This window comes from Natronosalvus amylolyticus (assembly GCF_024298845.1).
In the GTDB taxonomy this organism is placed as follows: Archaea; Halobacteriota; Halobacteria; order Halobacteriales; family Natrialbaceae; genus Natronosalvus; species Natronosalvus amylolyticus.
Window position 1 is genome coordinate 2,907,312 of sequence record NZ_CP101156.1, and the last position, 20,153, is coordinate 2,927,464.

Sequence of the window (20,153 nt, forward strand, 5' to 3'; positions counted from 1 at the left end):
ATGACCACGACGGTTGCACTCGATACGAGCGCGCTGATGATGCCGGTCGAACTCGACGTGCGACTGTTCGACGAACTCGACCGCTTGCTCGGTGGTGTCTCGTCGAAACCGAACGAGGCGGACGGTGACGCACAACTGGAACCGACCGTCCCACAGCCGGTACTCGAGGAACTCAGGCGCCTGTCTGAACGCGGCGGTGCGGAAGGCACCGCGGCGAACGTCGGACACGACCTGGCAACCGAACGCTGTCTCGTGGTCGATACGGAAGCATCGTACGCAGACGACGCCCTGGTCGAACTCGCCCGTGAGGGCATGGTCGACTACGTCGTCACGAACGACCTCGCGCTACGCGACCGGGTCCTCGAACAGGACATACCGGTACTTGCATTACGCGGGAGAAACAAATTGGCAATCACGCAACCATAGATGTACAAACGGGTCAAACTAAAGGATACGGTGGAAGTGCCCCCCGAGGAGCTCGGCGACGTCTCGCCGGCCCTCGTGAAGCGACTGTTGCAGGACAAACTCGAGGGTCGGATGGATGAAGAGGTCGGAAGCGTCGTCTCGGTTACCGACGTTCACGACATCGGTGAAGGGACCGTCCTCCCGAACCGACCGGGAGTCTACTACGAGGCCGAGTTCGACGCGGTCACGTTCGATCCCCAGATGCAGGAGGTCGTCGACGGGACGGTCGTCGAGGTCGTCGAGTTCGGTGCCTTCGTCGGGATCGGTCCCGTCGACGGACTGCTCCACGTCTCACAGATTTCGGACGAGTACCTCTCGTTCGACCGGGAGAATCAGCGACTGGCTTCGAGCGAGTCCGATCGCGCGCTCGGCGTCGACGACGCCGTTCGAGCCCGAATCGTCACGAAGAGCATCGACGAACGCAACCCGCGTGACTCGAAGATCGGTCTGACGGCCAAACAGCCCGGCCTGGGCAAACACGGCTGGCTCACCGACGAACTCGAGAAACGCGAAGACGTGCCGGTAGGTGAATAACCGTGGCGTCGAACCGACTGGCCTGTCGAGAGTGTCACGCCATCAACCCGGCCGACGAGACGACGTGTAACCAGTGTGCGTCGTCCTCGCTGACCGAAGATTGGGCGGGCTACGTGGTCATCGCCCACCCCGAAGAGAGCGAGATTGCCAGCGAGATGCAGGTTACTCAACCGGGTTCGTATGCCCTCAAAGTCAGGTAACCGACACTCGAGCGTTCGTTCGTGCGGCCGAACCGGCCCAGCAGACAACGAATGGTGATCCGATGACGGAGACGGACGACCCGACTGACCCGGAGTCACAGCTTTCTTTACCAGCAACGCTTCGCCACGAACTCAAAGAGCCGATGGGCCCGATCGAAACCGATGCTGAGCGGCTGCTCGAGACCGTCGAGGGTCCGCTCATCGCGGTCGGTGACGTCGTCACCTACCACTTCCTCCAGGCCGACCGACAACCAGACGTCGCGCTGGTCGACGGACAGACCAAACGCGAGGCCGTCGACGCGGAAATCGACCGCGTCGTTCGGGATGTCGAGACGGGACAGACCGTGACTGTCACGAATCCACCTGCCGTGCTCACCGAATCGTTGCTCACCGCCCTGGCGAGTGCACTCGAGCGTCCCGAGCCAACCACGATATTCGTCGAAGGGGAAGAGGACCTCGCCGTCCTGCCCGCATTGCTCGCCGCGCCGGAGGGGTCGAGTATCGTCTACGGCCAACCCGACGAGGGGATGGTCCACGTCGTCGTCGACGAATCGACTCGAGCCAGGGCCCGCGACCTCCTCGAGCGATTCGACGGTGACGAGAGTCTTCTCGAGATCGTGGGCTCGAGCGACTGTTGACGGCGTTGCCGCGGAGAGTCTGTCAGCGTTTGCAGAGTGCCCATGTGGTTTCAGCGCTCGGCGAATGGCCAGAGGGTGTCATCGTTTGCCGAGTGCTCGCTCGAAGACGCGTTGTGCGCGAGCGTAGGCATCGCCGCGGTCGACTATCGGGGCCGGATACGCTGGTGCGAGTTCGTTTCGAACGTCACTCGAGAGCGTCGGCCAGTCGACCAGTTTGTCGGCGGGAACCTCGGCCAGTTCGGGGACGTAATTGCGAACGAACACGCCCTCGGGGTCGTACTTTGCGAGCTGACTGACCGGATCGAAGATCCTGACGTCGACCGAATCCGTCCCGGTCGAGGCGATCCACTGCCAGCTCGACGGATTCGTCGCAGGGTCGTAATCGAGGAGCTGTTCGCGGAAGTGACGCTCGCCGAGACGCCAATCGACGAGCAGGTGTTTCGTCAGAAAGCTCGCGACGACCTGTCGCGGCCGATTGTGGACGTAGCCTTCGGCTTCGAGCTGACGCATGCCAGCGTCGACCAGTGGATAGCCGGTTTCGCCCCGTTTCCAGGCCTCGAGGTCGTCTTCGTCGTTTCGCCACTCGATCTCACCGGGGAGGGATTTGTAGTTCGTCGTCGCCAGGTCCGGATGGTACTGTAGCTGGTGGTAAGCCCACTCGCGCCAGGCCAGTTCGGAGCCGAATTTCTCGACGTTTCGCCGGATGTCGCCGTCGGTTTCGGCGTACAATCGGACAACCCGTCGCCAGACCGTTCGGATGCCGAGTGCGCCGACCGCGAGAGCGGGCGAGAGCCGTGAGACTGCCTGCGTCGGCTGTTCGACTGCGTTTGAGAGGTCGTCTCTGGTCGCCGCATAGGTTCGAATCCCGTTCGCACAAAAGGCATCCAGTCGGTCGCGGGCAGCCACCTGTCCCGCGTCTGGGAGATGGATAGAAACGTCGTGATCGAGGAACGGAATCGGGGTTTCGTCCTCGAGAGCGGCCAACGACGTGGCGTCCGGTTCGGTTCGTGGCTCCGGCTTCTCGACGCGTTGCCAGTCGCGATAGAACTGGCTGTAGCTAGGGTACTTCGCTTCGAGGACCGTTGGGTCGACGAGGACGGTGTCGACGTAGCGGGTCGTCTCGAGGCGTTCGTCGACTCGCCGCTGTTGGTCGCGTCTGGCGGGCGAGTAGGCCCCAGCGTAGTGGACCGTTTCGGCGTCGTGGGTCGTAACCAGTTCCTCGAGCACGTCGGCGGCGGGGCCGTGGCGAACGAGCAAGTCGCTGCCGAGGGCTCGATACCGGTCTCTGAGTGCCTGGAGCGTGTGGCCGACGAAGGCGCGCTGCCGGGTGCCCAGTTCGGGTTCGACGGCTGGATCGACGACGTAGACCGGAATGACGGATCCGTCGGTCGTGGCCCCGGCCAGTACGCTCGCGTCGACGGTCCGCAAATCTCGGCGGTGCCAGCACAGTTCCATATCGGGAGTCAGCCGGCGAGTCACAAGGGGATGTGGCCCTACCAGTTTGGCTTTCCGTCGGCATCGGCCCGATCCTTGCTCCGGTACGACGAACTACCGGAAGCCGAGCAAGCTATTTGTCCGCGGGTAAAAACGTCATCCAGTATGTACGATTTCGTCGTCGTCGGCGTCGGTCCGGCCGGTGCTCGTGTCGCCCGGCAGAGCGCCGAGGCTGGCTACGACGTCCTCGCACTCGAGGGCGGCCGGATCGGTGAGCCACTGGCGTGTTCGGGGCACGTCAGTACGGACATCTGGTCGTTTACGGGTGCGGGTGCTCGAGACGAACTGTTACAGAACGAAGTGTATGGCGCACGGTTTCACGTTCGCGGGCCACACGACTACGAGACGCGAGTCGGTACCGATTCCCACGCGTTTTACAAGGAATCGGTCGTCTCGAACGTGATCGACCGGGTGGGGCTGGATCGCCATCTCGCCGACCTCGCACGCGAGGCGGGCGCGGACGTACGAGAACGCCACACCGTGACGGACGTTCGAGAACGCCACGACCGCGTGGTCGTGACGGCGAACGGACCCGATGGCACCGAGACGTTCGAGACCAAACTGGTGGCCGGCTGTGACGGCCCGCGATCACGGGTCCGCGAGACGCTCTCGATACCGGAACCCGACGAGTTGTTACACGGGGTGCTGGCGTTCTCTGACGAGGTCGACGACGGCGATTTCGTCGACGTTCATCTGACTGCCCCGACGTTCTTCGCCTGGCGAATCCCTCGCGGCGAGGCCGGCGTCGAGTACGGGCTTGCCGCCCCGCCGGGCGAACAGGTCGGTGCTCACTTCGACGACCTGATCGACGGCTACGACGTGGAGGTATCGCACCGCTGTTCGGGCGTCATTCCCATCGGCCCGCCCGAGCGGGTCACGAGCCGTCGCGGTTTTCTCGTCGGCGACGCGGCCGCCCAGACCAAGCCCTTCACCGGCGGCGGCATCCTCTACGGGATGACCTGTGCTGACCACGCTATCGCCCAGATCGACCCCGACCGTCCGGCCACGCTCGAGGCCTACGAACGCGCCTGGCGCGAGGACCTCGAGCGAGATATTCGACTGGGCCACTGGCTTCGCCGGGCGTACTCGCTGCCAGAGCCGGTGAAACGGGTCGGCCTCGCCGCCACGTCCGGCGAAATCGGGGTCCACATGGACCGGCCGACGTCGGCGCTGTCGCTCGAGCAGGTCCGGGCGATGCTCTCGAGTCGGCTCTGAGTGAAAAGACCTATGACTCGTAGGCTGGCACGCGCGCCGACTCCTCGGAGCCGTCGACGAACGGCAGATCGGCTCGACGAGCGGGAACGTCTTCGCCGTCGACGCGCACCGTGAGGTTCTCAGTTGCGAGGTCGTATTCGACGAACGCCAGGGCGAGAGTCGTCTCGAGTAACGGACTCACGCCGGCTCGCGATACCTCGCCGACGGTAGCGTCGCCGTCGAAAACGGTCGCGCCGTGGTCGGGGAGTGCCTCGCCCTCGAGTTCCAGCCCGACGAGTCGCCGACTCGGTTGGCCTCGGTTTTCGACTCGCGAGACGACCTCCTGGCCCACGTAACAGCCCTTCTCGAAGTCCAGCGCGAGTCGGAGTCCAAGCACGTTCGGGATCGTCCCCTCGAGGTCCGGCTGAAACAGGGGGGAGCCTGCCTCGAGGGTCAGCGAATCCCAGGTTCGGTAGCCGAATGGGGCCGCGTTGAGGCCCTGGGTAGAGAGCGTGTCGTGGACGTGGGCGGCGTCGTCGGCGCGACAGATAACCTCGTAGCTCTCCTCGCCGGCGAGGCCGTCGGTGCGAACGACGGAGACGCCGGCGTCGCCCATTGAGCCGCGGACGAAGGTGAACCGTTCGTCTGGCGTGCTTGGGCCGGTGAGGACGCTCGCGATCTTTTCGGTCGCCATCGGACCGTGGATGCCGAAGACGGCGAACTCGTCGGTCGCGTCGCGAATCTCGACGTCCTGAATGAATACTTTCTCAGCCCAGTCGGCCGCGATGGTGTCGGCGTGAGACGGTGGCGTGAACAACAGGAGCCGTTCCCCAGCGTTGTACACGTAGAGGTCGCTCTCGATGCGACCTTGTGGGTCGAGCAACAGGGCATAACAGCCCTCGCCGTCGGCGTCTGGAACCCGGTTCGAAACGACGTTGTCGACGTACTCGAGGCGGTCGTCGCCTTCGACGACGATCACGCCGTAGGCGTACTCGATGAGGCCGACGCCGTTTCTCACCGCGCGGTGGGCGCGTTCGGGGCGACCGTAGTGGTCGACGACGCGTCGGCCGTCGCGCTCGCCGAAGGTCGCGCCGTGCTCGTCGTGAATCGACTCGATGACGCTCGTCTGCATACCTCGAGAGAGGGCTCGAGGCCCTACGGTCGTTTCGGTGTCGGCTGGGATTTCGACACGGCGTGAACGGCCTCGCGCAGCACTCCATCACTCAGTGGCTTCCCAACCCTGCACGGATACGTGAAACTGATGGTTTCACGCAGGGGTCGACGTTTGGGAGGGTACTCAGGTAATCAGGAACACCAGTGCACCCACCGCAACGACGATACTCGCGATTCGCAGAAAGCCGGCCAGTCGCTGGCGGTCGCTCGGGAGTACCTCCGGAATCGCGGTGATGACGAACACCGTTCCGAGGACGAGTCCGATGACGGAATCGGTTTCTTTGAGCACGCTGTAATACAGGTGGATAGCGTAAAATGCGACGGCAAAGCCGAGCCACAGCAGACCAGTGCGCGTGCCGTCGGGTTCTCTGAACAGTCGTTCTTTCGGTGTCTGGCTCACGGGTCGTCTCGAGGAGATTCGCCCGAGCGGCTAATAATCGTTACCCGCTCACTCGAACGCGGCGATCCCGGTCAGGTCCTGGCCGAGCACGAGCGTGTGAATGTCGTGGGTCCCCTCGTAGGTGTAGACGGTCTCGAGGTTGGCCATGTGCCGCATCGGGGAGTAGTCGGTAGTGATGCCGTTGCCGCCGAGCATTTCGCGGGCGACGCGCGCCTGATCGCGTGCCATGCGGACGTTGTTGCGTTTGGCCATCGAGACGTGCTGTGGACGCAGGTCGCCACGCTCTTTGAGGTCGGCCAGCCGGTAGGCAAGCAACTGTGCGAGCGTGATCTGGGTCGCCATCTCCGCCAGTTTCTCCTGTTGAATCTGGAAGCGAGCGATGGGACCGCCGAACTGGTCGCGCTCGAGGGCGTACTCGCGGGCGGTCTCGAAACAGTCTCGAGCGGCACCGATAGCGCCCCAGGCGATGCCGTAGCGCGCCTGCGTGAGACACGACAGCGGGCCTTTCATGCCCTGGACGCCGGGCAACACGTTCTCCTCGGGAATTCGGACGTCGTTCAGGCCGATTTCGCCCGTGATCGAGGCACGAAGCGAGAGTTTTTCGGTGATCTTGTTCGTCGTCACGCCATCGCGGTCGGTTTCGACCAGAAAGCCCCGCACGGTGTCCTCGTTCGAGCGGTCTTTGGCCCAGACGACGGCGACGTCCGAAATCGGGGAGTTGGTGATCCAGGTTTTCGAGCCGTTGAGCACGTAGCCGTCGGCGTCTTTTTCGGCGTGAGTCTGCATCCCCGAGGGGTTCGAACCGTGTTCTGGCTCGGTGAGACCGAAGCAACCCACAGCTTCACCGGCCCCCAGTCGCGGAAGCCACTCCTCTTTCTGTGCCTCGCTCCCGAAGGCGTGAATCGGGTACATCACGAGTGCGCCCTGAACCGAGGCCATCGAGCGCAGCCCCGAGTCACACGCCTCGAGTTCCTGCATCAACAGACCGTAGGCGGTCTCGGAAACGTTCGGCGAGCCGTACCCCTCGAGGTTGGGCGCGAAAAAGCCCATTTCGCCCATCTCGGGAATGAGTTCGGTCGGGAACGTACCGGCTTCGAAGTGGTCGCCGATGTCGGGGCGCACCTGTTCGTCGACGAACTGGCGTGCCGTGTCCCGAATCAGGCGTTCTTCCTCGTCGAGGTCTGCCTCGAGGTCGACGTAATCGAGCATAGTTGCGTCTCCGTGTGACGATGTAAAAAGCCCTCCTATCTGGGTGCAATATTTGCCATCCGCGGGTTCGCTCCGAACCGACTGCGCTCTGGTGATACGGAACAGTACTCCCGCCGAGTGATAGTCGTGGCGTACCTTTAGAACGTCGCCGCCCTACTGCTGGTGTATGCACGCCCCTCTCTCCCACTCGCAGTGTTTTTCGTCGACAGCGCTTTCACCCGCCGATCTCGAGTCGCTCGCCGATCGAGTGGCGGTGCCAGCGGCTGAAACGGACGATATCGTGGTGCGAACGCCGATTACCGACGAACCGATCGGGTCGGTGCCGGCTGGCGACGAATCGACCGTAAACGCCACCGTCGAGCGCGCTCACGAGGCACAGGCTGGCTGGGAAACCCGCGATCCAGTCGACAGAGCGGCCGTCCTCGAGCGATTCGGTGATCTCGTCCTCGAGCACCGGGACCGATTGCTGGATCTGGTGCAACTCGAGACCGGCAAATCCCGGGCGCACGCCGCCGAAGAACTGCTCGACGTGCCGGCGACGTGTACGTACTACGCTCGCGAGGGGCCGGCCGTCCTCGCCGACGAGGCTCGAGATGGAGCGTTTTCGTTCGCGACCGACGCGCGTGTCACCTACGACCCGGTCGGCGTCGTCGGGATTATCTCGCCGTGGAACTATCCACTGACGCTGTCGATGACGGACGCGATTCCGGCCTTGCTCGCGGGCAACGCCGTCGTCTGTAAACCCGACGAGAAGACACCGTTTATCGCGCTCGCACTCGCCGAACTCCTCGAGGAAGCCGGGCTTCCGGACGGCGTCTTTTCGATAGTCACCGGTTCGGGTCCCATCGTCGGCCCCGCGCTCATCGACCGAGTGGACTACCTGGCCTTCACCGGCGGCACCGAAACGGGGCGCGTCGTCGCGGAACAGGCGGGTCACAACCTGATCGACTGCTCCCTCGAGTTGGGCGGCAAAAACCCCTTCATCGTTCTGGCTGACGCCGACCTCGAGCGAACGGCTCGCGGGGCCGTTCAGGGCTGTTTCACCAACGCGGGCCAGCTCTGTCTCGCCGCCGAACGGGTCTACGTGGAGGCGTCGGTGTACGACGACTTCCTCGAGGCATTCGTCGGGGAAACCCGAAAACTCACGCTCGGCACCGGCATCGGCGACGCTGCCGACGTCGGCTCACTCATCGACGGCGACCAACTCGAGCGCGTCGAGGCCCACGTCGAGGATGCACTCGAGCGGGGGGCGTCCGTCCTGACGGGTGGGCGGGCCCGCCCCGAACTCGGGCCGTTCTGTTACGAGCCGACGATTCTGACTGACGTCGACCCGGCGTCTCGAGCCGCCTGTGAGGAGACGTTCGGCCCAGTCGTGAGCGTCGCTCCCGTCGACTCCCTCGAGGACGCTATCGAGGCGGCAAACGACTCGCCTTTCGGGCTGAACGCCAGCGTCTGGACGGGCGACCGGGGAGTCGGACTCGAGGTCGCCCGACGGATCGACGCCGGGACGGTCTGTGTCAACGACGCCTACGTCGCCGGCTGGGCGGCCGTGGACGCGCCGATGGGTGGCGTCGGGGACTCCGGACTGGGCCGTCGCCACGGGCCGGAAGGGTTGGCGCGGTTCGTCGAGTCGAAAACGATAGCCGCCTCTCGAGTGGGGCCGCTGCGAAAACCGTCTCGCGTTCCCACAGACCCCATCGTCCGCGGCATGGCCGGACTCCGTCGGCTTCGCCGGCGACTCGAGGGGTGGCTCCCGTGAGCGAACAATCCCGCGATCCGACCGTCTTTCTCACCGGGTTCCCCGGCTTTCTCGGTTCGGCGTTGCTCGAGCGACTGCTCGCTCGCGGAGACGAACCGGTCGTCTGTCTGATCCAGCCGCAGTATCGATCCCAGGCGGAGACGCGGGCCGAGACGCTCTGTCACCGCCTCGAGGTGCCGCCAGATTCGATCCAACTGCTCGAGGGCGACATTACGGAACCCGATCTCGGCTGTGGCGACGCACTCGAGGGGGTGTCGTCGGTCGAAACGTGTTATCATCTCGCCGCCGTCTACGACCTGGCGGTCGACCGTGGACTCGCCGAAGCCGTCAACGTCCGGGGAACCGAACACGTCCTCGACGCAGCCCAAACGCTCGATGTCGACCGATTTCAGTACGTTAGCACCTGTTACGTCAGCGGGCGCTACGAGGGTGTGTTTACGGAGGCTCACCTCGAGGAGGGCCAGTCGTTCAATAACCACTACGAAGCGACGAAGCATCGCGCCGAAGTGCTGGTTCAGGAGCGAATGGACGCGGGATTGGCGGCGACCATCTATCGCCCCGCAATCGTCGTCGGAGACAGCGAGACGGGAGAGACTGGCAAGTACGACGGACCGTACTACCTGCTTCGACTGTTGCTCGAACAACCCCGGGCCTGCTCGCTTACCGTCTCGTTGCCCGGGTCGGACGACACCGAACTCAACGTCGTGCCTCGCGATTTCGTCATCGACGCCATCGCACATCTCAGCGCTCGCGAGGAGACCGTCGGCGAGGTATACCAGCTGTGTGACCCGACGCCGCTGACGATTCCACGGTTCGTCGACGCGCTCGCGAACGCGATGGACCATCGCGTTTACTCGATTCCCACGCCGAAATCCGTTGCCCGGCCGATGCTGGGGGCGCTTGAGGGAGTCGGCCTGCCAGCCGAACCGGCCACCATCGACTACTTCGACCACCCGACGCGATACGCCTGTCCGAACACCCGGCGAGCGCTCGCCGGGACGGGGATCGAGTGCCCGCCGTTCGAATCGTACGTCGACGAACTCGTCGCGTTTGTGCGGGAGAATCCGGTTATCGGATCCGACGCGATGGTGTGAACTGGTTCGTCGTACTCTCTCCTCGGGTTTGGGAACTCACGCAGAGGTAACCTGTGGGATTACTTCAGAGTTAGCGCGGACATATACCTATTTGATCCCCAACCGTTTGTATGGAGAAACGTTCGACACGGCGGCGATTGCTCACGTGGTGTGGCGTGGGCCTGGCGGCTGGTCTTGCAGGCTGTACGGGAAGTGACGATGGGAATGGAAACGGGTCTGACGCCCCGGATTCGGGCGACGACGATTCGGCGGGCGAAACCGAACAGGATGCAGCGGACACGACTGGTGAGGAACCGATTACTCTCCGCCACAACAGGCAAAGCGGACGATACGTGTTCGAGGGGAGCACGGGTCCGGATGAGTTCACGGACACGTTCGTCTGGAATGTCCAGTCGCTCGACGAGTACGATGCCGAGGTCGAGGGTTCGTTCGAAGGGGTACACGGCCTCGAGGAATTCTCGCTGACGGCCTCACCCGACGCTCCCGAACCGACCATGACACAACCATATATGATCGGCGTCGACGAAGACCTGAGTGAATATGTCGATACCCGATTCATCGAACTGTGGCTTCCGGGTGTCATTGTCGGTGAGGCCGATGTTTCCTCGTTCTCGGTTGGCGACGAACTCGACGCCGGGAGTGGATTCGACCTGGAGGTAGTCGATACACAGACACACGCCGGGATCGAATGTTACGTCCTCGACGCGATCCTCATGGGTGGCGATGTTGAGTACACCTACTGTATCTCCCCAGAGCACGCGATGGTCATCAGCGCGAAAAACTACGATCGCGGGTACGAAATCGAGTTGGTGGAGTATGAAGAGTGAGCCGACTGCCGAGCGGACGAGTCGCCGTCGCTTGCTCGAGTTTGGCCTCACGGCCGGTATCTTCGGTTTGGCAGGCTGTATGGGAAGTGACGACGGGAGCGATTCGACGAACGGAGACGGCGACTCCGGCGACACGACTGACGATGGAAACGGATCGACTTCCGGGGCCACCGGCGAATCACCACACGACGACGATGGTATCTTCCTCCACGACACGCTCCAGACGGGGTACTATCAGTACGGCGTCGTCGACAACAGCGGGCAGGGCATCACCGATCTCGTCTGGAACGTCACCGCAGTCGACGGGCGTAATGGGACGGTCGACGCCGTCGTCAGATTCGACGACGGTACCGAAGAAACCCACTCGATTTCGACGGTCGCCGACCCCGACCTCGGTTTGGCGTTCGAAAACGGGTTCGAGTACATGGACCTCGGGTTTCAGAATCGGAGCTGGTTCCCGGGAGATACCCTCAGCGGGTTCGACCTCTCAGAATTGGCGGCCGGCGAGATTTACGAGCACCCCATGCCGACGTTCGGTGGCGAGGTACCAATCACCGTCGAGGCCATCGGCACCGAAACCTATGCCGGTCTCGAGGGGTACGTCGTTCAGGTCACGATGGACGAACCGTCGAGCGATCTCGAACCGAAGTACGAGTACTGTATCTCGGTCGATCACGCGATCGTGCTCCGTGGCACCGACGGTATCGAGGAAGACCGACGGCGGCCCATTCAAGAAATCACGCTCGTCGAACACGGTCCGGCGATCGACATCGCTGACCGGCCAGCCTTAGAAGAGCCGGACCCCCCGGCAGAACGAGGTGCGACGAGCGATGGTTCCATTCGATTGGCCACACCGGGGTACTACCGCTGGGACCGTGAACAGGACGGGATGGCATTCCCGCTCCAGATCGCCATCGAGGAACCGGCCGAGGAGGAACTGTCGGCCGTCACGGTCCAGACCTTCGATGGGAACGACTTCGATGACTCGATCGAGGGAACCGTCGACTCGATCGGTGGGCGGTTGTTCGGCAACCAGGGTCTCGGGACGACAGTCGCCGGCACAATGTACGAAGTGATCGGTAACCACGCCGATCGCTCGTTCACTGTCGGTGAGGAGTATACCCAGGCCGGGTTCCGGTACGTCGTCGAGGGCACAGAAACGGTAGCCGGTCTCGAGGGGTATCGCCTTGCGGCGTACGAAGCCGAGGACGACCAGGCGTTTCTGGAGTGTCGCGTCTCACTCGAGACGGGGCTACTCCTGAGCGCGACCAGCTACGATTCCGATGGAGAGCCAGACTACACCAGCGAACTGGTCGAACGTAGCGACGAGATTCCCGAGGAGATAGCGGACCTGTTGTAACCGTTCGTCGACGCGTCCGGTCCTTTCCACGGTCGGTGCCGTCTCGAGCGGTTCGTTTTTGTCTCTCCCGTCGGTACTCGAGGGTATGGACCTGACACACCGCCCTCGCCGCCTTCGAAAGGACGGAATTCGAACTCTCGTCAGCGAGACGAGTCTGGAGCCGTCCGACTTTATCGCCCCGGTGTTCGTCGACGCGACGACCGACGAGCGCGTGGCTATCGATTCGATGCCAGGCCACGAACGCGTGCCGCTCGAGGAGGCTGTCCCCCGCGTCGAGGAAGTCCGGGAAACGGGCGTCGAGGCGGTGATGCTCTTTGGCATTCCCGAGTCCAAAGACCGGGCGGGAACGCGGGCATGGGCTGACGACGGGGTCGTCCAGGCGGCGACCCGGCGGATAACGGCCGAGACCGACACCTACGTGATCACCGACGCCTGTCTCTGTGAGTACACCGACCACGGCCACTGTGGCCCGCTCGAGGCGGATGTTCTTGGGGGTGAGAACGGCCACGAGTGCCACGACCACGGCCTCACCGTCGACAACGACGCGACGCTCGAGGCGCTGGAGAAAATCGCCGTCTCCCAGGCTGATGCGGGTGCGGACATGATCGCCCCGAGCGGAATGATGGACGGGATGGTCGGCGCGATTCGCGGCGCACTCGACGAGAGCGGCCACACGGACGTGCCAGTGATGAGCTACGCGGCGAAGTACCAGAGCGCGTTCTACGGTCCGTTCCGCGACGCTGCGGATGGCGCACCATCATTCGGCGACCGTCGGCACTACCAGATGGACCCGGGCAACCGCCGGGAGGCACTGCGTGAAGTCGCCCTCGACGTCGAGGAGGGAGCCGACGTGTTGATGGTCAAACCGGCACTGCCGTACCTCGACATCGTGAGCGACCTTCGCCGGGAGTTCGACCATCCCATCGCGGCCTACAACGTCTCCGGCGAGTACGCCATGTTACACGCCGCGAGCGAGAAGGGCTGGCTCGACCTCGAGGCGACCGCCCTCGAGTCGCTGCTGTCGATCAAACGGGCTGGTGCGGATCTGATTTTGACGTACTTCGCGGAAGATATCGCCCGAAAAATTTCATCGTAGACGCTACTACCCACCAGGGTGACCGAACGTCCATACTCTCCACATCTGACATTTTCACATCGCAAATTCTACCGCGCAGGAGCCAATCGGCCCCGGAAATTGGACTCTTTCACCAACGAATCGAACGAAGTTGCAACATTTGCCTCCCCGTTTGTCCATTTTTCGCGAGCGATGGGCCACCGACTCGCGAACCGGTAACCTTCCACACCCTTATACGAATATAAATATCTGTACTATTCTATGTTTGTGCACACAATTCACTCATACGTCAACGCTAACCCTTATACAATGGTCTTGCTTTAGGATTTGACGTGATAAGAGGTACGAATATGACGGAACATTCGATTGAAGTAGACGACTGTCCAGTAATAAGTGATATAACTGATTGTGCTTCCGGGGTGGGTGTATGATAGACGCCGTCGCACTCGAGGCGACAGCATCTGACCTCGAGACGCTCGCCACGGGGATGAACCTGATGTGGGCCCTCGTGGTTACCTTCCTCATCTTCTTCATGCACGCCGGGTTCGCGATGCTCGAGGCGGGCCAGGTTCGCTCGAAGAACGTGGCGAACCAGTTGACGAAGAACATGCTGACCTGGGCGGTCGGTATCGGAGTGTTCTTCCTGATCGGGATGGGGATTTCGAACAACGTCGGTGCGGCGCTGGTCGGTGGCGATTCGACTCCGTTGACCATGTTCGGTGCCGAATCGTTCGACTGGGTCATGTGGCTGTTCAGCGCGGTGTTCGCGATGACAGCTGCAACCATCGTCTCGGGGGCCGTCGCCGGTCGCGCGAAGCTCCGTGCGTACGTGGCGTACACGTTCTTGCTTGCGGCCGTTATCTACCCGGTGGCCGCTGGTCTCGTGTGGTACGCACCAGGTGAGAACGCCGTTCCACTGCTCACCGACCTCGGCTTCGCCGATTTCGCCGGCGGGATGGTCGTCCACGGTGTGGGCGGCGTCGCTGGCCTCACGGCGGCCTGGATCATCGGTGCCAGAATGGACAAGTACAACGACGACGGCTCGAGCAACGTCATTCCCGGACATTCGATGACTTTTGCCGTACTCGGGACGCTGATCCTCTGTTTCGGCTGGTTCGGTTTCAACGTCGGCACCGCGGCGACGGTCATCGACCCGGGCGCGGCCGCCGAAGGCGTCTTCCAGCTCGGTGACTTCGGCTACGTCGGCAGCGTTGCGATGGTCACCGCACTCGGCATGGGGATGGGCGCAATCGGTGCGTCCGCGGTCTCGCTGTACATGAACGGCAAAGTCGACACGCTGTACGTGGCAAACGGCATGCTCGCCGGTCTGGTCGGTGTCACTGGTCCGACCGACCTGATCACGCCCATGGGCGCGCTGATGATCGGTCTGCTCGCCGGCGCGCAGCTCCCGCTCGTGTTCAGCTTCGTCGAGAAGACCCTGAAAATCGACGACGTCTGTGCGGTCTTCCCCGTCCACGGAAGTGCGGGGATGCTCGGACTGATCATCTACCCGCTGTGGTCCATCGAAGGCACCGCTATCGGCGGCGGACTCGTCGCGGGCGGCATCCTCTCTATCGAGGCCAGCGCCTTCGGCCCACAGATTCTGGGCGTCGCCGTCCTCACCATCTGGACGGTGCTCGCAACCGCAGCCGTCTGGGGCGGCTTCAAAGCGATCGGTCAGGCTCGAGTCACCCCCGAACACGAGCGTGACGGCCTCGACGTCTCCGAACACGGCGTCGACACCTACCCAGAGTTCGGCCGCCCGGAGGTCGCAACTGACGGTGGCGAACTGTACACCGACGGCGGCGTCGAGGAGACGCCGATCAAGATGGTTACCGCCATCGTTCGTCCGGACCGCCTCGGTGCGGTCAAAAAGAGCCTTGCAGACGTGGGTGCCCCGTCGCTGACGGTCACCAACGTCTCCGGTCGCGGCTCTCAGCCGGCGAAGAAAGGCCAGTGGCGCGGCGAGGAGTACACCGTCGACCTCCACCAGAAAGTCAAAATCGAGTGTGTCGTCGCCGACGTTCCCGCAGCGGACGTCGTCGACGCGATTCGCGAGGGCGCAAACACCGGCGAACCTGGCGACGGCAAGATCTTCGTCCTCCCGGTCGAGGACGCCTGCCAGGTCCGCACGGGCGATACGGGCCCCGAAGCGGTCTAATCCGGCACGACCGCTATCGAACACCGAATACGACTCGAGGAACGCGCCAATCCGTCTCTCGAACTGTTGTACAGCGGCTTTGTCCGACCAGGGCGGTACTGATCGCCTCTCCGTTTTCCGTTCGAGTCAGGTTGGTGGTGGTCGCTCGAGCGAACGTCATTTTTCAACGGGGCTCCCACAAGTGACACTTCAACGGGGCTCCCGCAAGTGACATTTCAACTGATGCTCTCCTCGAGTGGCCAACAGCGCGGACGCGTGACCGCGTTTGGTCGCTGATCCACTGGCTTTTTGCTGATGGCGTCGGTGGAGTCGGACATGACACTCGATCCGGTACACTACGACGGGATCGCCAGGCTCGCCCATCGGATCGACCACGGAGCTGACGAACGCGACCACCGGGCGTTCGCCGAGACCGTCTGGAACGAGTTTCTCGACCCGCTCGCGGTCGACGGGAGCGTGGTCCTCGAGCCGGTCGACGGTGTTTCTCGCCACCGTGTCGATATGCAAGACGTTGCGCTCTGTGAGCCCCCTTTCGATTCCACGCACGGTCTCGATGCGGGAACGATCAATCCGACGATTTTCAAAAACGGCCTGGTCATCGACATCGCACAGGCCGCGATGAGCGCGACGCCGAGCGACCTCGATTTACACCGCTCGAGGACCGTGATCGCGACCGTCCATGCCACCGATCCGACGGCCCACGTCGACGAGACCTGGGACACTTTCGACGAGGGATTCAGTCGGTCCCGAGCCATCAAAGTTCCACCGTTGCCACGGTTCGCCGAAGGCGTCGTCCACGCCCTCGCGCTGTACCTTGCCGAGAGCGAACACGCCCTCGAGCACGCCGCGGACGTCGACGACCTGCTCGTGCTGGACGGACCGTTGTACCCGCGAGGACTGCTTCGATGGTCGGACCAGCATCCCGATTTAGCGACGTTCCTCGAGGAAGAGTCTCGGCCGAAACAGGTCGTCCAGAACTACGTTCGACTGGTGGAGACGTTCGTCGAGCGCGACGTGCCGCTGTGTGGCTTCGTCAAGAACCCCGCCACCCGCGTCATCACCCGCGCCGTGAAATCGAACGATGGGGACGCCCCGTGGGCCGACGACGCGACCTTCTTCACCCGAATCCTCGAGCGGGGATCGTACGTCGATGACGTCGATGGCGACCGCTGGGAACGCGATACCGACTCGCTGACCTACACCGGCTGGTTCCGCTCGCGCGGCGGCGTGGACCGGCCGCTTTCGGTCGATGGAGAGGCGCTGGGCGTCGACCGAAAACTCGAGCCCGAAGCCTACGAGGTGACGTTTTTCGTCGCCTACGACCCGCGAGACGACTTGTTGTATCGGGTCGAAGCACCGTACGCGTTCGTACGCGAGGAGCGCTGGCGTGAGCAGTTGACGATGCAGATTCTACAGGACGTAGCCGTCGCTCACGGCCCGCCGACGGGCATCGAAAAGGCCGACGAACTCGCCCGGATTAGCGCCGCGGAAAAGCGTTCGCTTCGGGAGACCCTCGAGCAGAGCTTCGACACGGCACAACGGCGGAGTTACGACGACAAGCGGTGGGGCGACGATTTCGACCGGTAAACGGACACTTGGTCGCAGCAATTTGTTGTCTCTCGTAGCGCTCGAGCGGGTCTATTTTTAAACAGCGAGAGAATCCCTCCCTGAAGCCGAGACAGCCAATGTGCGAATGCGACATGGGTAATTCGTTCGCATCATTCGGAGAGACACCGCTCGATTGCGCGTTCGGTGTGCAGTGCTGTCGTATCGAACATCGGTACATCGGGGCGGTCGCTTTGTTTTACGAGCATTTCGATCTCCGTACAGCCTAATACAAGCCCGTCTGCCTCCTTCGCGGTCAACGTATCGATCACAGAAAGATACCGTTCTTTGGAGTCTTCCCGGACAAGGCCGTTCGTCAATTCGTCGAATATGATGGAATCGACTGCCTCACGCTGCTCGGCGTCCGGGACGACGACCTCGATGCCATGATTCGCGAATCGGTCTCGGTAAAACGGTGCTTCCATCGTGGTCTTCGTTCCAAGGACACCGACGGTCTGGATGTCTTCGGCCAGTATCGCATCGGCTGTGACGTCGACGATGTGAAGGAACGGTATCGAGAGTGCATCGGTTAGTTGGGGCGCGACTTTGTGCATCGTGTTCGTCGCCATAATGAGAAAATCAGCACCACCGCGCTCGAGATCACGGGCAGCTTCAGTCAGAACTCCTGCGGCAGTGTCCCACTGCTCGTTTCGGATACACCGTTCGATCTCTGCGAAGTTCACACTCCGAATTAGCAGATCGCCTGCAGCGTGGTCACCGTACACGTCATTGATGCCCGCATCAATACGGCGGTAGTACTCGATAGTGGATTCACTGCTCATGCCGCCTAAGATCCCAACTGTTTGAAGCTCGTCCATAGATGTTCTCACCTACACAATCAGTTTGACATCCTCCACACGACTAAAGTCGTGGGCTTTCTCCTTGTGTTCTGTAAGTGCTTTCGTTCGTAGGATGGATGGCTCTCTGTCAGCAGCCAACTCTTGTCGTCTACAGAAACGACAGGGGGAGTGCCTCGAGGTCGTTCGAGAGACGCCGTCTCTCGTGACTGACCGAAGCAAAGCTTCGCGATGTCCGCGAAACCGATGGTTTCGCTTGATGACGAGACGCAGAGCGTCTCGAACCACTTGACCCTGAGGCGGTTCACAGGCACTTTCACCGATTCCGCTACGAATCGCTATATATTGTCGGCTGCGGCTTCCGCTTCCGGCTCTGCGCTCTCGACTTCGACCTCGACCGTTTTCGGGTCGACGCCGATTCTGGCGAACTGCGTCTCGATGTGCTCGGTTGCGGCTGCGAGCGCCTGGTCTTTCGTGTCGAAACCACGGGGCATCGGCGACTCGAAGGCGACGTTGATTTCCCGATCGTCGATCACCTGTATCGTGCCGCCACTATCGACCTCGTAGAAGGCATCACAGATCCAGACGTAGGCGGCGTCCTCGTCTGGAGCGCCGCGAAACGAGGGGGCCTGTTCGCCCCGTTCGTACAGCGTGCCGGTGAGTTCGGTGCCGCCGGCGCGGCCGCGGATGAACAACATAAGACGACTAGGGTTCCAGCACGGAAAAGGCGGCTGGTTCGTCCGCGAAATACCGCTCTCGAGCCACGTCGTGACATCCTCCCCGCGGTGAACGGCGGGGCTTCCCGTACCGCGTTGGGATATTTACGGTTTGCAGATGCTCGCTTGTTCAGCGAACGTCCCCTGTCCACTACTCGGGTCGTGTTCTCCACGACGGAACAGGTTGACCGCAGGACGTGCCACACGCCCGCTACTCCTATCCCCGGAAGACCGGGGATTCAGAGTTACCTTTTCTGCTTGGTCTAACCGACGCCGAATGTTTTCTGCACCATTCGAGTCGGCATTCATCACGGCGTTACACCCACGACAAACGTACAATCCGCGTTCTACACGATTTGCCTTCCGCTTCTGTCCACAGCACGAACACGTCTTCGACGTATCCCGTTCACTCACTATGACTACGGCAATGCCTTCGGCTTTCGCCTTGTACGTGAGCAAGTTCGTGAAGCGGTCGAACGCCCAGCCGTGCAAGCCTTCGTTCCCACGGTCGCCCCAGTTTCGAACCTCGCCAGTTTCGTCGTCTTCACGGACGCCTTCGAGGTTGCCGACAGCAATCGTTCCGACACCTCGTTCGACGCACTCTGTGACGATGTGTCTGGTGACGGCGTGGAGGTAGTGCGACCGACGCTCGGAACGCTTTCGGCGGATTCGGAGTGCCTTGTTCGACCGAGATGAGTTGCACTTCGCTATCTCCTTGGCGAAGTACCGTTCGTCAGTCTTGAGAGCGTTCCCCGGATACAACTCGTGGTCGCCCGTGGAGTACGAGACGGCGGCGAAGTTCTTGATGCCGAGGTCGATACCAGCGGTTTCGTTGCCGGGAGAGTCGGCCTCGATTTCGTGCTTGCACACGAGGTGGAGTTCCCATTCGTCGCCATTCCAGACGGCTCGAACTTGGCGAACATTCTCAACAACAACGTCTGGTCGGGTTTCGATTTCACAGAGGATGAAGTCCGACCAGTGTTCTTTCAGATTTCGACCTTTGGAGAGGCGAATCCGGTTGTTCTTCGAGTCGTGTTTAAAACCGTCTTCTTTGAACGTGACCGTGGAGCGTGGGTGGTCGCCGTTGTGTTTTCGGTACTTCGGTGGGTTTGCGCGGTCGTCCCCGTTTCGGCGCTTGGCGTACCACCCTTTGAACGCTTCAGCGAGTTCTTCTATGACTCGCTGACTCGACTGAGAATTGAGGTCGGCGTAGCGTTCGTGGTTTTTTAGGTACGCTTTGAGCGGTCCATCCTCGGGGATTGTCCCTGTTTCACTCCAGATTCGGTCGCACGTCCAGCGTGCAATGTTCCAGAGTTTCGAGGCGGCGAACCCGAGCGAATCCAAATCACTCTTGACCTGTTGCTGGTTCCTGATGGAAGCAACGTAGGTACGAGTGACCTGAATCGCCATACATAGGCTATGTAAAAAACCTACTTAATGGTTCGGATTGAC

General features: G+C 62.2%; 19 protein-coding genes. 12 read left to right on the forward strand and 7 right to left on the reverse strand.

All coding sequences use genetic code 11. The features are described 5' to 3' along the window. The 4 genes from NLK60_RS13590 to NLK60_RS13605 all read left to right on the forward strand — a co-directional run bounded on the left by NLK60_RS13590 (position 1) and on the right by NLK60_RS13605 (position 1,837). Positions 1–426 (forward strand): type II toxin-antitoxin system VapC family toxin, encoded by a 426-nt coding sequence (locus tag NLK60_RS13590; RefSeq protein WP_254808311.1) that lies wholly within the window; start codon positions 1–3, stop codon positions 424–426. Continuing rightward, complete coding sequence (locus tag NLK60_RS13595; protein ID WP_254808312.1) at positions 427–999, forward strand: DNA-directed RNA polymerase; 573 nt, start codon at positions 427–429, stop codon at positions 997–999. A gap of 2 nt (positions 1,000–1,001) precedes the next feature. After that, positions 1,002–1,199 carry a transcription elongation factor subunit Spt4 gene (gene spt4 / locus NLK60_RS13600; RefSeq protein ID WP_254808313.1) on the forward strand — a complete coding sequence of 66 codons (198 nt, stop codon included), beginning with the start codon at positions 1,002–1,004 and terminating at the stop codon, positions 1,197–1,199. A 62-nt stretch (positions 1,200–1,261) separates the two neighbouring features. Then, positions 1,262–1,837, forward strand: coding sequence for a GTP-dependent dephospho-CoA kinase family protein (locus NLK60_RS13605; protein WP_254808314.1), 576 nt, complete (start codon positions 1,262–1,264; stop codon positions 1,835–1,837). 78 nt (positions 1,838–1,915) lie between these two features. On the opposite strand, the gene NLK60_RS13610 is transcribed toward NLK60_RS13605, so the two are convergent. After that, complete coding sequence (locus tag NLK60_RS13610; RefSeq protein WP_254808315.1) at positions 1,916–3,292, reverse strand: cryptochrome/photolyase family protein; 1,377 nt, start codon at positions 3,290–3,292, stop codon at positions 1,916–1,918. Positions 3,293–3,436: 144 nt separating this feature from the next. Between NLK60_RS13610 and NLK60_RS13615 the strand changes: the two genes are divergently transcribed. Next, a complete protein-coding gene (locus NLK60_RS13615; RefSeq protein ID WP_254808316.1) occupies positions 3,437–4,546 on the forward strand; it encodes a geranylgeranyl reductase family protein in 1,110 nt (369 codons plus the stop codon). Positions 4,547–4,556: 10 nt separating this feature from the next. Here NLK60_RS13615 and ygfZ read toward each other — a convergent pair whose 3' ends face one another. From ygfZ to NLK60_RS13630, 3 genes are all read right to left on the reverse strand, one after another. Continuing rightward, positions 4,557–5,657: a CAF17-like 4Fe-4S cluster assembly/insertion protein YgfZ gene (gene ygfZ, locus NLK60_RS13620; protein ID WP_254808317.1), complete on the reverse strand. Its 1,101-nt coding sequence runs from the start codon at positions 5,655–5,657 to the stop codon at positions 4,557–4,559. 165 nt (positions 5,658–5,822) lie between these two features. Beyond that, a complete protein-coding gene (locus NLK60_RS13625; protein ID WP_254808318.1) occupies positions 5,823–6,098 on the reverse strand; it encodes a DUF8011 family protein in 276 nt (91 codons plus the stop codon). A gap of 48 nt (positions 6,099–6,146) precedes the next feature. Then, entirely contained in the window at positions 6,147–7,307 is a 1,161-nt protein-coding gene (locus NLK60_RS13630) for an acyl-CoA dehydrogenase family protein (RefSeq protein WP_254808319.1), read from the reverse strand. A 166-nt stretch (positions 7,308–7,473) separates the two neighbouring features. Between NLK60_RS13630 and NLK60_RS13635 the strand changes: the two genes are divergently transcribed. The 7 genes from NLK60_RS13635 (at position 7,474) to NLK60_RS13665 (ending at position 17,170) form a co-directional block, all read left to right on the forward strand. Next, a complete protein-coding gene (locus tag NLK60_RS13635; protein WP_254808320.1) occupies positions 7,474–9,066 on the forward strand; it encodes a succinic semialdehyde dehydrogenase in 1,593 nt (530 codons plus the stop codon). Then, on the forward strand, positions 9,063–10,160 hold the full coding sequence (locus NLK60_RS13640; RefSeq protein ID WP_254808321.1) for an SDR family oxidoreductase: 1,098 nt from the start codon (positions 9,063–9,065) through the stop codon (positions 10,158–10,160). The genes NLK60_RS13635 and NLK60_RS13640 overlap by 4 nt, the downstream gene beginning before the upstream one ends. Before the next feature lie 110 nt (positions 10,161–10,270). After that, complete coding sequence (locus NLK60_RS13645; RefSeq protein WP_254808322.1) at positions 10,271–10,987, forward strand: hypothetical protein; 717 nt, start codon at positions 10,271–10,273, stop codon at positions 10,985–10,987. Further along, the gene (locus NLK60_RS13650; protein ID WP_254808323.1) at positions 10,977–12,347 is read left to right on the forward strand and encodes a hypothetical protein; all 1,371 of its coding nucleotides are present in this window, start codon (positions 10,977–10,979) and stop codon (positions 12,345–12,347) included. The genes NLK60_RS13645 and NLK60_RS13650 overlap by 11 nt, the downstream gene beginning before the upstream one ends. An 85-nt stretch (positions 12,348–12,432) precedes the next feature. Further along, complete coding sequence (hemB, locus tag NLK60_RS13655; RefSeq protein ID WP_254808324.1) at positions 12,433–13,443, forward strand: porphobilinogen synthase; 1,011 nt, start codon at positions 12,433–12,435, stop codon at positions 13,441–13,443. Positions 13,444–13,849: 406 nt separating this feature from the next. Further along, a complete protein-coding gene (locus NLK60_RS13660) occupies positions 13,850–15,583 on the forward strand; it encodes an ammonium transporter (protein WP_254808325.1) in 1,734 nt (577 codons plus the stop codon). Between the two features lie 315 nt (positions 15,584–15,898). Then, the gene (locus tag NLK60_RS13665) at positions 15,899–17,170 is read left to right on the forward strand and encodes a DNA double-strand break repair nuclease NurA (RefSeq protein WP_254808326.1); all 1,272 of its coding nucleotides are present in this window, start codon (positions 15,899–15,901) and stop codon (positions 17,168–17,170) included. A 131-nt stretch (positions 17,171–17,301) separates the two neighbouring features. Here the strand turns inward: NLK60_RS13665 and NLK60_RS13670 are convergent, their stop codons facing one another. From NLK60_RS13670 to NLK60_RS13680, 3 genes are all read right to left on the reverse strand, one after another. Then, positions 17,302–18,006: an aspartate/glutamate racemase family protein gene (locus tag NLK60_RS13670; RefSeq protein WP_256530375.1), complete on the reverse strand. Its 705-nt coding sequence runs from the start codon at positions 18,004–18,006 to the stop codon at positions 17,302–17,304. Between the two features lie 317 nt (positions 18,007–18,323). Continuing rightward, positions 18,324–18,683, reverse strand: a complete 360-nt coding sequence (locus NLK60_RS13675) for a DUF7113 family protein (RefSeq protein WP_254808328.1) — start codon at positions 18,681–18,683, stop codon at positions 18,324–18,326. Positions 18,684–18,806: 123 nt separating this feature from the next. Next, positions 18,807–20,111 (reverse strand): RNA-guided endonuclease InsQ/TnpB family protein, encoded by a 1,305-nt coding sequence (locus NLK60_RS13680; protein WP_254808329.1) that lies wholly within the window; start codon positions 20,109–20,111, stop codon positions 18,807–18,809. Positions 20,112–20,153: the final 42 nt, after the last annotated feature.